Below are 12,604 nucleotides of genomic sequence, written 5' to 3'. Positions count from 1 at the left end.
CGCGCCGGGGCCGGGCGGTCAGACGGCGAAGCCGCCGTCCACGGCTATCGACGCCCCGGTGATGTAGCGGCCGCTGTCGCCCGCGAGATGGGCCACGGTCGCCGCGATCTCCGTGGTACGGCCGTAGCGGCCGAGTGCGGTGAAGCCGCTCTGGAGTGCGGCGCTCTCGCCGTCCGCCGGGTTCATATCGGTGTCCACCGGGCCCGGGTGGACCAGGTTGGCCGTGATCCCGCGCGGGCCGAGCTCACGGGCCAGGGCCTTGGTGAGGCCGGTGAGCGCGGTCTTGCTGGTCGCGTAGAGGCTGCCGCCGGGGAAGGCGACGCGCTCGGCCATGCAACTGCCGATGTTGATGATCCGCCCGCCGTCGGCCATATGCGCGGTGGCCGCCTGCGCCAGGAGGAACGGCGCCCGGACGTTCACGGCGAGGACCTGGTCCACATCCTCCAGCGACAGCTCGGCGATGGGGCCGAGGGCGCCGACGCCCGCGTTGTTGACCAGGATGTCCAGTCGGCCGAACTCGGCGGCGGCCCCCTCCACCGCGGCGCGCACGGCCTGCGCGTCGGCGCCGTCCACCCGCACCGCCCAGGCGCGACGGCCGAGCGCCTTGATCCGGTCGACGACGTCCGCCGCGCGGTCGGCCTGGCTGTGGTAGGTCAGGGCGACATCGGCGCCGTCCTCGGCGAGCCGGATCGCCACGGCCTCGCCGATGCCCCGGCTGCCGCCGGTGACGAGGGCCGCCTTGCCGTCGAGTGTCATGTCTTCTCCTTGTATGCGGTTCCGTGTATGCGGTGAAAATTCCGCTGTGCGGTGGTCCCTCCTGGTGAGGGGGACATGACTCGATCCTGGCCGGGCGGGTGGCGGAAGTCCGGCGGGATACGGACGGTGCGCTGCGGCGATGCGCCGGACGGGAGGAGTGATCGCGGAGCGATTGCTGAGCGGTCGCGACCCAAACATGCCCGGTCGAGTTCGTTTCGTGCCCGAGTCTGTTTACTTTCCCGCATCGCCCACGTAATCTGGCCGCGAAATCACAGGTTCGGGCATGGAAGGGACGTAAACCCACATGTACGCACCGGAGCGTCAGCAGGAGATCCTCCGGCTCGCCCGTGAAAGCGGGCGGGTGGATGTTCTGTCCCTCGCCGAGGAGTTCCAGGTCACCGCCGAGACCGTGCGGCGTGATCTGCGCACCCTCGACCGGGCGGGGCTCGTCCGCCGTGTGCACGGGGGCGCCATTCCGGCCGGTCGTCTGGACTTCGAGCCCGATCTCGCCGAGCGCGAGTCCACCGCCGCCGATGAGAAGGACCGCATCGCGCGGGCCGCCATCGCCGAACTGCCGTCCGACGGCAGCGTGATCATCGACGCGGGCTCGACGGCGGCCCGGTTCGCCGCCGCCCTCCCACTGGAGGCCAAGCTCACCGTCGTCACCCACGCCCTGCCGGTCGCCGCCCGGCTCGCCGACCACCCCGGTATCGCACTGCACCTCGTCGGCGGACGGGTCCGCCACCGCACCCGGGCCGCCGTGGACGCATGGGCGCTGCGCGGCTACGGCGAGATCAAGGCCGATGTGGTCTTCCTCGCCACCAATGGCTTCTCGCTGGACGGCGGGCTCACCACACCCGATCTCGCGGAGGGCGCCGTCAAGGGCGCCATGATCGCGGCGGCCCGGCGGGTGGTGCTGCTCGCGGACTCCGCCAAGTTCGGCCGGGAGCACTTCGCCCGGTTCGGCGGCCTGGACGATGTCGATCTGCTCATCACGGACACCGGGCTCAGCCCGCAGGACGCCTTGGCCATCGAGCGTCAGGGCACGGAAGTGGCACGCGCATGATTCTCACCGTCACCCCCAATCCCAGCCTGGACCGTACGTACGAGATCCCCGCCCTGGAGCGCGGCGCCGTGCTGCGGGCCACGGCCGACCGGGTCGACCCCGGCGGCAAGGGCGTCAATGTCTCGCGCGCCGTGGCCGCCGCGGGGCAGCGCACGGTGGCCGTGCTGCCCCTCGGCGGACCGGAGGGCGCGCTGCTCGCACGGCTGCTGGGAGAGCTGGGCATCGAGGCGGCGGGGGTGCCCGTGGCGGGCTCGACCCGGGTCAACATCTCCGTGGCCGAACCGGACGGCACCCTCACCAAGCTCAACGCGGCCGGGCCCGAGCTGAGCGGCGCCGAGGCCGAGGCGGTGCTGGAGGCCGTCCGGACCAGCGCCGAGAGCGCCGACTGGATCGCCTGCTGCGGCAGCCTGCCCCGCGGGCTCGCACCCGAGTGGTACGCCGAGTTGGTGGCGCGGGCCCACCGGGCGGGCGCCCGGATCGCCCTGGACACCTCCGGCCCCTCGCTGACCGCCGCCCTGCGCGAGCGTCCCGATGTGGTCAAGCCCAACGCCGAGGAGCTGGCGCAGGCCGTGGGCCGTCCGCTGGCCACCGTGGGCGAGGCGGTCAAGGCGGCCGAGGAGCTGCGGGGGCTCGGCGCCCGCGCCGTGCTGGCCAGCCTGGGCGCCGACGGTCAGTTGCTGGTCGACGAGACGGGCGCGTACTTCGGCACCGCGCGGGTCGCCGCCGTGCGCAGCAACGTCGGGGCGGGCGACGCCTCGCTCGCCGGATTCCTCGCGGCGGGCGGCGCCGGGCCCGCCGCACTCGCCTCGGCCGTGGCCCACGGGGCGGCCGCGGTGCAACTGCCGGGCAGCGCCATGCCGACCCCGGCCGACCTCGATCCGTCCGCCGTCGTCACCACGGCGGATATCCCGCTGGACCGTGTGCTCAAGGAGCCCGCGTGACCGGCCGTCCCCACTCCCACCCCCCAATCCCCACTCCGTCCGCCCGCCTCCCCCAGGGCGGCACCGCACACAAGGGAGCCGCGAGATGAGTGAGCTGATCACCGCGGATCTGGTCGACCTTGACCTGTCCGCCGACACCAAGGAAGCCGCCGCCCGGTCGCTCGCCGAACGCATGGTCGCGGCCGGCCGGGTCACCGACCTCGACGGCTTTCTCGCCGATGTGGCGGCGCGCGAGGAGCAGATGCCGACCGGCCTGGACGGCGGCATCGGCATACCCCACTGCCGCAGCGCGCATGTCACCGAGCCGACCCTGGCCTTCGGGCGCAGCGCGGCCCGGATCGACTTCGGCGCGGCGGACGGGCCGGCCGATCTGATCTTCCTGATCGCCGCCCCCGCGGGCGCGGACAGCGACCATCTGACCATCCTGTCGAGCCTGGCGCGGCAGTTGATGAACGCCGACTTCACCGATGCGCTGCGCTCGGCCGACCGCCCCGAACGGGCGGCCGCCCTGATCCGGGGCGAGGAGCGGAGCGCACCCGCCGCCGAGCGGCCGGGAGCCGCGGGAACGGAGGCCGAGCCGACGGGAGCCGAGAAGCCCGCCGCAGCAGGTGAGCCCGCCGCGGCTGGGCCCGCGACCGCTGAGCCTGCCGCTGCCGGGCCCGCCACCGCTGAGCCCGCCGCTGCTGAGGCCACTGCCTCGGAGCCGGTGGCCCCCTTCCGGATCGTCGCCGTGACGTCCTGCCCGACCGGTATCGCCCACACCTATATGGCCGCCGAGGCGCTGGAGAACGCCGGTCGTGAGGCCGGGGTCGAGCTGGTGGTCGAGACTCAGGGATCGGCTGGATTCGACAAGCTCCCCGCGGCCACCATCGCCGCCGCCGACGCGGTGGTCTTCGCCCACGATGTGGAGGTCCGGGACAAGGCCCGCTTCGCCGGCAAGCCGACGGTGGACGTCGGAGTGAAGGCGGGCATCAACCGCCCCGCCGAACTCATCGCCGAGGCGCGTGCGAAGGCCGCACGCGGCGAGGTCGGCGCACCGGCCGACGGCGCGGCGGGGCGCTCGGCGCCGATGGACGAGGACGGCCCCGCCGGTGACGGCTTCGGCACCCGGCTGCGCAAGTGGCTGATGACGGGCGTCAGTTACATGGTCCCGTTCGTCGCCGCGGGCGGTCTGCTGATCGCGCTCGCCTTCGCGATCGGCGGCTACGAGATCGCGAGTGCCAAGTCCGTGGCGGACCACTTCGTCTGGACCGAGACCAGCAGTTGGGCCGCGCTGCTCTTCCAGATCGGCAGTGCGGCGTTCACCTTCCTGGTGCCGGTCCTGGCGGGCTATATCGCCTACGGCATGGCCGACCGGCCCGGTCTGGTCCCCGGTTTCGTGGGCGGCTACATCGCGACCACCATCAAGGCCGGATTCCTCGGCGGTCTGGTCGCGGGTCTGATCGCGGGCGCGGTCGTCATGGCCATCCAGAGGTTCAAGGTCCCGGCGGCGCTGCGCGGCATCATGCCGGTGGTGGTGATCCCGCTGATCTCCTCGGCGATCGTCGGGGTCCTGATGTTCGTGGTGATCGGCAAGCCCATCGCCTCCGCGCAGGAGGCGATGACCGACTGGCTCAACGGCCTCTCCGGTGCCAACGCCATCGGTCTCGGCGTCCTCCTCGGTCTGATGATGTGCTTCGACCTCGGCGGTCCGGTCAACAAGGTGGCATACGCCTTCGCGACCGGCGGTATCGCGGTGTCGGACCCCTCCACCGGAAGCCTCAAGATCATGGCCGCGGTGATGGCCGCCGGTATGGTCCCGCCGCTGGCGCTGGCTCTCGCCACCACCGTGCGCGGACGGCTGTTCACCAAGACCGAGCGGGAGAACGGCAAGGCCGCCTGGGTGCTGGGCGCCTCCTTCATCACCGAGGGCGCCATTCCGTTCGCCGCGGCGGATCCGCTGCGGGTGATCCCCTCCTCGATGGTGGGCGGTGCCGTCACCGGTGCGCTGTCGATGGCCTTCGACTGCACACTGCGCGCCCCGCACGGCGGCATCTTCGTGGTCCCGCTGATCGGCGAGCCGTTCCTCTACCTGCTGGCCATCGTGGCGGGCACGGTGGTCTCGGCCGGTCTGGTGGTCTTCCTCAAGGGGCTGCGGAAGACGGCGGAGGCGGAGGCCACCGGCCAGGCGGGTGGCAAGACGGCCCAGGGCGGTGCCACCGAGGACGAGTCGAAGGTGGCGGTAGCGGTCTGACCGCATCTCAGCCACCCCCTGCCGGGTCCGGCGGCCCGCCCACGTCCCTGGGTGGGCCGCCGGTCTCTGCGGACGGGCCGCCGGTCTCCGTGGGCAGATCGCCGGTCTCCGTGGGCAAGCCGCGCGAGGCGTAGTAGGCACCGAGCGCGGCCTCGCCTCCCGACCCCATGGCGGTCGTGATCCGCTGGAAGCGAACCGACCGCAGATCACCGGCGGTGAAGACCCGGGGATGCTGGCTCCCGGGAGGGCAGTACCCGGACCGGTCGGCGGCCACGTCCCCGGCCGGGGGCGCCGGGGCGCTGCCCAGGTTGAGGAAGGCGAGATCGGCCGTCAGGACCCGCCACTCGCCCTCCACCGTCCGGATCTCGGCGCTGACCGGTGCCGAGGAGGGCCCCAACTCCAGCCGCCGCACGGCCACCAGTTCCACCCGCGAGTCCCGCCGGATCTCCTCGGTCTTGTAGGCGTCCTCGGGCGGATACGCCACCACAAAGCGGGTTCTCAGCTCCGGATGAGCCCGCGCCACGGTGCCCAGTGGCCGGTCCGCGCCCATGACCAGCACCGTCCGGCCGTCGATCGCCGCCGGATCCGCTTCCCACAGTGGCGGCAGCGCCCGGCCCGCCACGCCCCCGAGCCATCCCGCGCCCTCAGGATCCAGCGGCCCGACCCCCGTGGCGACGACCACATACGCAGCGGTCAGCCGTGCTCCTCGCCCTCGCACGGACCCCATCGGCGCCACGGGCTCGACCGTGACCTCGACGCGATCGTCGAAGGCGTCGATCAGCGTGGCGCGGCTGCCCAGTTCCACCCGGCACAGATCACATCGCGCCAGATCGGCCTCGATCGCCGCCGCCAGATCCGGGCCGTTGGCGACTCCGAGCACATTGCTCACCACCGGGATGCGCCGCAGCGCCCCGCACACCGCGTCGCCCGACTCGATCAGCACCGAGCGCATCCCCACGCTCGCCGCCATCACGGCGGCGGCGCAGCCCGCCGGGCCACCCCCGACGATCAGCAGATCGGTGTCCATATGACGCCCCCCTTCTCTCCGTCTCTCCGGCCGTTTTTCTCCCGGCCGGACGCTTCCTTCCCTTCCCCGGTCGGGAGAGCAACGGGCCGGATCAGTGGCCGTAAAGGTCCCGGTAGGCCGGGAAGACACCGCCCGGGCCGTCCACGGTCTCCGCCGCGAGCACCGCCTTGACGACCGCCCGGGTCAGCACATCCGCCCCGGCCGCCAGCACCTCGTTCAGCGCACCGCTCTCCCGGTGCACCCCGAACGCCGGATCGTCGGTGCCCTCGGGGCCGCCCTCCGGTATCAGCGGCCGCCCGCAGGTGGCCAGGGCGAAGACCGTGTCGCCGTCGGACAGCAGATGCACCGGCCGGATGGCCCGCGCCAGACCGTCATGGGCCGTACCCGCCAGCTTGTGCGCCTGGGCCCGGGTGAGCACGGCGTCGGTGGCGACCACGGCAAGCGTGGTGTTCAGCGGCGGCCGCACCGACGCGGCCTGCCGCCGCTCCGACTCCGCCCGTGCGGCGGTCAGCCGGCGCATCGCCTCCGCGTGCTCGGCCGCACCGGGCCTGTGGGGCCCGCCCTCGTCCGACGGCCCGAAGTGCTCCCCGTACAGCACACCCGTACCGGGATCGACGACCGATCCCACGGCGTTGACCACCGCCAGCGCGGCCACCGTGACACCGGACGGCAGCACTGTGGAGGCCGAACCGGTGCCGCCCTTGAGCCCACCGGCCACCGCGCCCGTGCCCGCTCCCACATTGCCCTGCGCGACGGGCGCTCCCGTCTTCGAACCGGCCGCCGCATCGATCGCCTCGCGCCCCAGCGCGGCGTCCGGGCGGGCCCGCCAGTCACCGCCCCGGCCCAGGTCGAAGAGGGCGGCGGCCGGGACCACCGGAACGACCTGCGCCGGATCGGGACCGACCCGGAAGCCCCGGCCGTGCTCCTCCAGCCAGCAGGCCACTCCCGAGGCGCTGTCGAGCCCGAACGCGCTGCCGCCGGTCAGCACGATGGCATCGACGCGCTGGACCAGATTCCGCGGATCGAGGGCATCGGTCTCCCGGGTGCCGGGACCACCGCCGCGCACATCGACCGCGGCGATCGCACCGCCCTCGGGGGCCAGCACCACGGTTGTCCCGGTCAGCCGGCCGCCTCCGGACCGCTGGGCATGGCCCACTCGCAGTCCGTGGACATCCGTCAGGCCGTCGGCCGGACCGGTGGGGGTTGATTCGGAGTTTGTCCGCTCGGCATCCATGGAAGCTATGCGTAGCACGGGAAGCCATGGCATGGTCGGGTACCGAGGCGCGAACCACTCCCGTATCCGCCCGCCCGCGATCGCCGGCCAAGGGCGCGGGACGGGATGAGGACCTCTCATATAGAGGGCGTTCATCAGACGTTGATGGCGTGGCAGCAGTCTGGGCTGTATGCCGTTCGCCCCCGTCCGAAAGAAGACCGCCGTGCCCCGTACGTCTCGGACGGAGGAGCTCCCGACACTGGCCGCCGACACTCGGCGGGCCGCCCGGGTCGCCCTCCGCTGGATCAGCGAGCCGGACTGCACCGAGGAGCTCACCCATGCCGAGCTGCTCGACCAGGCGGCCCGGGCCGCGGCCGCGCTCACCCGGCTCGGTGTCCGCGCCGGGGACCGGGTGGCGGTCCATCTGCCGCTGGTGCCCGAGTCCGTGATCGCGACGCTCGCCTGCGGTCGGCTCGATGTCGTCCGCGCCAGCCTGCCCGTGGGGCTGCGCCCCCATGAGCTGCGACAGCGGATCAGGGAGGTCGACGCGAAGGTCGTCATCACCGCGGACGCCGGGCAGCACCGCGGGGAGCTCCAGCCGCTCAAGCGGCAGGTCGACCGGGCGCTGACAGGCTGCCCCGGGGTGCGGTCCGTGCTGGTCGTCCACCGGCTCGCCTGCCCGGTGTCCTGGACGCCCGGGCGTGATCTGTGGTGGCACGACGAGCTCGGCCGGTACACCGAGCCGCTGCCCGGGCCGTACTCTTGAGGCATGGACACCGCCCCTGCCCCTGGACCGCGCGATCCGGCCGCCGCGCTGATCTTCGACGATCCACTGGCGCAGCGGTCATCGGACGATACGGACCACGGGTGGGGTGAGCGGGTTCCCGGCGGTGACAGCGCCGACGATGCCGCCGGTCTGGCCCGGTTCCTCGACGAGAAGCCGCCCCACCACCTCTGACGGGACCCTAGGCGCTGGAGCCGCTGCCGCCACCCTCGACGGCCGCGCCGCGCCGCGCCACCAGCTCGTCGCGGATCTGGCGCAGCAGAAGGATCTCCTCGGCCTCCGCGACGGCCTGCTCCTCCTCTGCCTTCGCGTCCTTGGCGGCCTTGCGCGCCAGATAGCGCGACATCGGCAGCACCATCAGGAAGTACACCACCGCCGCGGTGATCAGGAAGGTGAGCACGGCCGAGAGCACGCTTCCCCAGAGGATCGGAATGCCGTGGACGATATCGCCCGCGGCGTTGGTCTCGCAGGGCGCCTCGAGGCAGGAGCGGTACTTCTCGAGATCCTTCGTGCCGAAGGCTCCGACTATGGGGTTGATAAGGCCCTTCACTATCGAGTTCACGACGGCGGTGAAGGCGGCTCCGATGACGACCGCGACGGCCAGATCGATCACATTGCCGCGCATCAGGAAGGCTTTGAACCCTTCCATGACGCTCTTCTTCTCCTCGGTTACCTTCTCCTGGCTCAACCCACTGCCTCTCTCTCGCCGCGTCGGTGCTGGTGCGGACGGTTCCGCAACCTACACCCGCAGGTGAGAGGGACATCAGGGGAGTCGGGGGAGTCAGCAGCGGCATAGCGTCACCGCCAGTCGGGAACCGGCCGCGGCCCCTGCCAGGGCGGTGGCGTCCGTCCGTGGCACCGTCAGCACCACCAGCGCCCCGCCGCCGTCCAGCGCTCCATCACCGTCCAGCGCGCCGTCGCCACTCGCCTCCGGCTCCGCTTCCGGACCGGCCGCCGCGTGGCCGCTCCGGGCACCCGGCACCTCAGCCACCCTGACCCCACGTGCGACCACCCGTGCCGTGGCACCGGACGTCCCGGTCCGGGTGGCGTCCGGGAGCGGGGTGGACAGCACATCCACGCGGTCACCGGGGTGCAGCAGCCGCACCGCCGCCGCGTCGGCGATCCGGACCGGCGCCGACACCATGGCGGGGCGCGGACCGCCCCGCCGCTCCTCGCCCGCCGGGGCGGGCACCCGCGAGGACTCCGCGTCCGTGTGGCCTCGGCCGGGCGGTGCCGCGGCCGCGAGTGCGGCGGCCGTCAGCGCCAGCCCGGCCGCCATCGCACGGCGGCGCCGTCGCACGGCCCGCCGCAGCCGGAATCCGCCGGAGCGCTCGGTGCGCACCGGATCGAAGCGGGGCACCGCACGGGCCGGGGGAGCGGAGCGGGGTAACGCGAGGGTGGGGGACGGATGGGACATGGCACATCACCGCCTGCCGTGAGGGACCGAGTGCTTCTGGCCCCCTCACCATGCCCGCCCCCTCCCGATCCCGCTCGGGCCTGTGGACGGCCACCGGGCTGTGGACAACTCGGTCACCCGGGCGAGCGATAGCGACCCCTGTCGTCCGGCCGCCCCGCGCCGCGCCTACGGAAGCTCGATCCCCAGGTCCCAGCCGTCGTGGGCGTGGGTGCACAGGCAGTCCCGCGTGGAGTTCTCCGGCAGCTTGCCCACCGCGTCGAAAAGGACCTCACGCAGTCGGCCCACGTTCTCCCCGAAGACCTTCAGCACCTCGGTGTGGGTGACGCCCTCGCCGGTCTCCACTCCCGCGTCCAGGTCGGTGACCAGCGTCAACGATGTGTAGCAGAGCCCCAGTTCGCGGGCGAGCACCGCCTCCGGGTGGCCCGTCATGCCGACCACCGACCAGCCCTGCGACGCATGCCAGCGCGATTCGGCCCGGGTGGAGAAGCGCGGTCCCTCGATCACGCACATCGTCCCGCCGTCCACCGGCTCCCAGCCGCGTCCGCGTGCCGCGTCCACGGCCGCGTTCCGCCCCACCGGGCAGTACGGGTCGGCGAAGGTGGTGTGCACGACGTTCGGAATCCGGCCGTCAGGCAGCGGCTCGCCATCGAAGTAGGTCTGCGTACGCGTCTTCGTGCGGTCCACCAGTTGGTCCGGGACGAGCAGCGTGCCGGGTCCGTACTCCGGCTGAAGTCCGCCCACCGCGCACGGGCCGAAGACCTGCCGTACCCCGAGCGAGCGCAGGGCCCAGAGGTTGGCGCGGTAGTTGATGCGGTGCGGCGGCAGGTGGTGCTTGCGGCCGTGCCGCGGGAGGAAGGCGACCCGTCGCCCCTCGATGTCGCCGAGGACGAGCGAGTCGCTCGGCGCCCCATAGGGAGTCTCCACAGTGATCTCGGTCACGTCGTCGAGGAATGTGTAGAACCCCGATCCCCCGATGACCCCTATGTCTGCTTGCCTGCTGGTCTCGACCATGCGATCACCCTAGCCACCCGCGTCCGCACGAACGACACCCCGCATCCTCCCGGTGGAGGCGGCGGGGTGCCGATGAAGCCGAGGAGAGGTGGCCGGGTCAGGCGGCCGAACTCGACGACGAGGACGACGAAGACGAGGAGGACTTCGAGGACGACGAAGACGACCCCGACGACGAAGACGTCGAGGAGGAGGACGAGGAAGAAGAGTCCGAGGACGAGGACGAAGTCGAGGAAGACGACGAGTCGGAGCTGTCGCTCTTCGCCGCCGGCTTGCTGGAACCGCCGCTCGTGCTGCTGGAAGAGGAGCGGCTGTCGTTCCGGTAGAACCCGGAGCCCTTGAAGACGATGCCGACCGCGGAGAACACCTTCTTCAGGCGTCCCTTGCAGTTGGGGCACTCGGTGAGCGCGTCGTCGGTGAACTTCTGCACCGCCTCGAGGCCCTCGCCGCACTCGGTGCACTGGTACTGGTAGGTCGGCACGTTCTTCCTCCTGGCACTCTCACTCAATGAGTGCTAACGACGCTCCATAGTGCAGTATTCCTGCGCGTCAGTCCACTGGGACGGGATTTACGGTGATCGAACCCACCGTCCCAGGCCCGCTCCCTCACCCCGCTCCCGTGCCCAGCCAGCCTGCCAGCTTGCCGCCCCGGCCCACCGCCCGAAGCCGTCGTTCCGCCGCGTCGCGCACCGGGTCCGTGGCCACCACCAGCAGCTCGTCGCCGCGCCGCAGCATCGTCGAGGGCAGGGGTACGAAGCTGGTCCCGCCCCGGACCACCAGGGTGACCGCGGCCCCTGTGGGCAGCCGCAGCTCGCCGACCTCGACGCCGTGCATCTTGGACGCCTGGGGGATCGACACCGACAGCAAATGGCCGCGCAGCCGCTCCAGGGGCGCCGATTCGATGCCCAGGTCGGCCGGCTCGGGTTCCTCGAGCCGCAGCCGGGTGGCGAGCCAGGGCAGCGTCGGCCCCTGGACCAGGGTGTAGACGATCACCAGCACGAAGACGATGTTGAAGATCCGGCGGCTGCCGGGCACATCGCTGACCATCGGGATGGTCGCCAGGACGATCGGCACCGCCCCGCGCAGCCCGGCCCAGGACAGCAGCGCCTTCTCCCGCCAGAGCAGCCGGAACGGCGCCGTGCTGACCAGGACCGACACCGGCCGGGCCACCACGGTCAGCACCAGCCCGACCACGAGGGCGGGCAGCACGTCATCGCCCAGCTCATGCGGGGTGACCAGCAGTCCCAGCAGGACGAACATCCCGATCTGGGCGAGCCAGCCCAGCCCCTCGGCGAAGCCGCGCGTCGCCGGCCAGTGCGGCAGCCGTGCGTTGCCCATGAGGAGCGCGGCGAGGTAGACGGCGAGGAAGCCGGACCCGTGCGCCAGCGCACCGCCCGCGTAGGCGGTCACCGCGATGGCGATCACCGCGATCGGGTACAGACCCGAGGCGGGCAGCGCCACATGCCGCAGGCCGTACGCGCCCAGCCAGCCGATCGCGAGGCCGATCACGGCGCCGATCGCCAGCTCCAGGGCGATCGTGCCGATCAGGGTGTACCAGTGCTCCATGGGGCCCTGGCTGGAGAAGGCGACCACCAGGATCACCACGGGGGCGTCGTTGAAGCCCGACTCGGCCTCCAGGACGCCCGTGAGCCGCTTGGGCAGTGGCACCGTGCGCAGCACCGAGAAGACCGCCGCCGCGTCCGTGGACGACACCACCGCGCCGATGATCAGCGCCTGCCGCCAGTCCAGGCCCACCACATAGTGCCCCGCGGTCGCGGTGAGCCCCACGCTGACCGCGACACCCACGGTGGACAGGACGGCGGCCGCAGGCAGGGCGGGTTTGATCTCGCCCCACTTCGTGCCCAGACCGCCTTCGGCCAGGATGACGACCAGCGCTGCGTAGCCGAGGACCTGCGTCAGCTCGGCGTCGTTGAAGGTGACGCCGATCCCGTCCGTGCCGATCGCGACGCCGATCCCGAGATAGATCAGCAGCGTGGGCAGCCCGCTGTGCGAGGAGATCCTTACGGCCACCACCGCGAAAAGCAGGACGAGCGAGCAGATCAACAGCAGTTCGTTGAGGTGGTGAACAGTCAGGGGCCGACCCTTTCTCACGGGAGCGGAGGGGACGCTGCGAACAGGTCCCCGCCGACCGGAACTTCA

Annotated in this window: 13 protein-coding genes; 5 read left to right on the top strand and 8 right to left on the bottom strand. The window is 72.3% G+C overall.

The features are described from left to right. Window positions 1-18 precede the first annotated feature (18 nt). Window positions 19-756 (bottom strand): 3-oxoacyl-ACP reductase family protein, encoded by a 738-nt coding sequence (locus tag ACK1X7_RS21765; protein WP_385141661.1) that lies wholly within the window; start codon window positions 754-756, stop codon window positions 19-21. A 304-nt stretch (window positions 757-1,060) separates the two neighbouring features. On the opposite strand from ACK1X7_RS21765, the gene ACK1X7_RS21760 reads away from it, so the two are divergent. The 3 genes from ACK1X7_RS21760 (at window position 1,061) to ACK1X7_RS21750 (ending at window position 4,996) form a co-directional block, all read left to right on the top strand. Further along, on the top strand, window positions 1,061-1,822 hold the full coding sequence (locus ACK1X7_RS21760; protein ID WP_014054359.1) for a DeoR/GlpR family DNA-binding transcription regulator: 762 nt from the start codon (window positions 1,061-1,063) through the stop codon (window positions 1,820-1,822). After that, window positions 1,819-2,763 (top strand): 1-phosphofructokinase, encoded by a 945-nt coding sequence (gene pfkB, locus ACK1X7_RS21755; RefSeq protein ID WP_385141658.1) that lies wholly within the window; start codon window positions 1,819-1,821, stop codon window positions 2,761-2,763. Before ACK1X7_RS21760 ends, pfkB begins: the two co-directional genes overlap by 4 nt. Window positions 2,764-2,848: 85 nt before the next feature. Beyond that, on the top strand, window positions 2,849-4,996 hold the full coding sequence (locus tag ACK1X7_RS21750) for a PTS fructose transporter subunit IIABC (protein WP_398158168.1): 2,148 nt from the start codon (window positions 2,849-2,851) through the stop codon (window positions 4,994-4,996). 7 nt (window positions 4,997-5,003) lie between these two features. Here ACK1X7_RS21750 and ACK1X7_RS21745 read toward each other — a convergent pair whose 3' ends face one another. Together ACK1X7_RS21745 and ACK1X7_RS21740 are read right to left on the bottom strand one after the other, a co-directional pair. Continuing rightward, window positions 5,004-6,023, bottom strand: a complete 1,020-nt coding sequence (locus ACK1X7_RS21745; protein WP_385141652.1) for an FAD-dependent oxidoreductase — start codon at window positions 6,021-6,023, stop codon at window positions 5,004-5,006. Between the two features lie 91 nt (window positions 6,024-6,114). Beyond that, on the bottom strand, window positions 6,115-7,257 hold the full coding sequence (locus tag ACK1X7_RS21740) for a P1 family peptidase (protein ID WP_385141739.1): 1,143 nt from the start codon (window positions 7,255-7,257) through the stop codon (window positions 6,115-6,117). 202 nt (window positions 7,258-7,459) lie between these two features. Here ACK1X7_RS21740 and ACK1X7_RS21735 point away from each other — a divergent pair, with 202 nt between their 5' ends. Both ACK1X7_RS21735 and ACK1X7_RS21730 read left to right on the top strand, forming a co-directional pair. Next, the gene (locus ACK1X7_RS21735) at window positions 7,460-8,002 is read left to right on the top strand and encodes an AMP-binding protein (RefSeq protein ID WP_253209653.1); all 543 of its coding nucleotides are present in this window, start codon (window positions 7,460-7,462) and stop codon (window positions 8,000-8,002) included. Between the two features lie 3 nt (window positions 8,003-8,005). Further along, window positions 8,006-8,194, top strand: coding sequence for a hypothetical protein (locus ACK1X7_RS21730; protein WP_216347644.1), 189 nt, complete (start codon window positions 8,006-8,008; stop codon window positions 8,192-8,194). A gap of 7 nt (window positions 8,195-8,201) precedes the next feature. On the opposite strand, the gene mscL is transcribed toward ACK1X7_RS21730, so the two are convergent. From mscL to ACK1X7_RS21705, 5 genes are all read right to left on the bottom strand, one after another. Beyond that, a complete protein-coding gene (gene mscL, locus ACK1X7_RS21725; protein ID WP_390792214.1) occupies window positions 8,202-8,669 on the bottom strand; it encodes a large conductance mechanosensitive channel protein MscL in 468 nt (155 codons plus the stop codon). A 132-nt stretch (window positions 8,670-8,801) separates the two neighbouring features. Next, window positions 8,802-9,437, bottom strand: coding sequence for an RcpC/CpaB family pilus assembly protein (locus ACK1X7_RS21720; RefSeq protein ID WP_385141649.1), 636 nt, complete (start codon window positions 9,435-9,437; stop codon window positions 8,802-8,804). 165 nt (window positions 9,438-9,602) lie between these two features. Next, window positions 9,603-10,448, bottom strand: a complete 846-nt coding sequence (locus ACK1X7_RS21715) for an S-methyl-5'-thioadenosine phosphorylase (RefSeq protein ID WP_390792178.1) — start codon at window positions 10,446-10,448, stop codon at window positions 9,603-9,605. Window positions 10,449-10,545: 97 nt separating this feature from the next. Then, on the bottom strand, window positions 10,546-10,926 hold the full coding sequence (locus ACK1X7_RS21710; protein WP_385141642.1) for an FmdB family zinc ribbon protein: 381 nt from the start codon (window positions 10,924-10,926) through the stop codon (window positions 10,546-10,548). 124 nt (window positions 10,927-11,050) lie between these two features. Further along, the gene (locus tag ACK1X7_RS21705; protein ID WP_385141639.1) at window positions 11,051-12,556 is read right to left on the bottom strand and encodes a potassium/proton antiporter; all 1,506 of its coding nucleotides are present in this window, start codon (window positions 12,554-12,556) and stop codon (window positions 11,051-11,053) included. Window positions 12,557-12,604: the final 48 nt, after the last annotated feature.

Source organism: Streptomyces sp. CY-1 (assembly GCF_047218265.1).
Classification (GTDB): domain Bacteria; phylum Actinomycetota; class Actinomycetes; order Streptomycetales; family Streptomycetaceae; genus Streptomyces; species Streptomyces niphimycinicus.
This window is presented reverse-complemented; position numbering and strand designations above follow the sequence as displayed.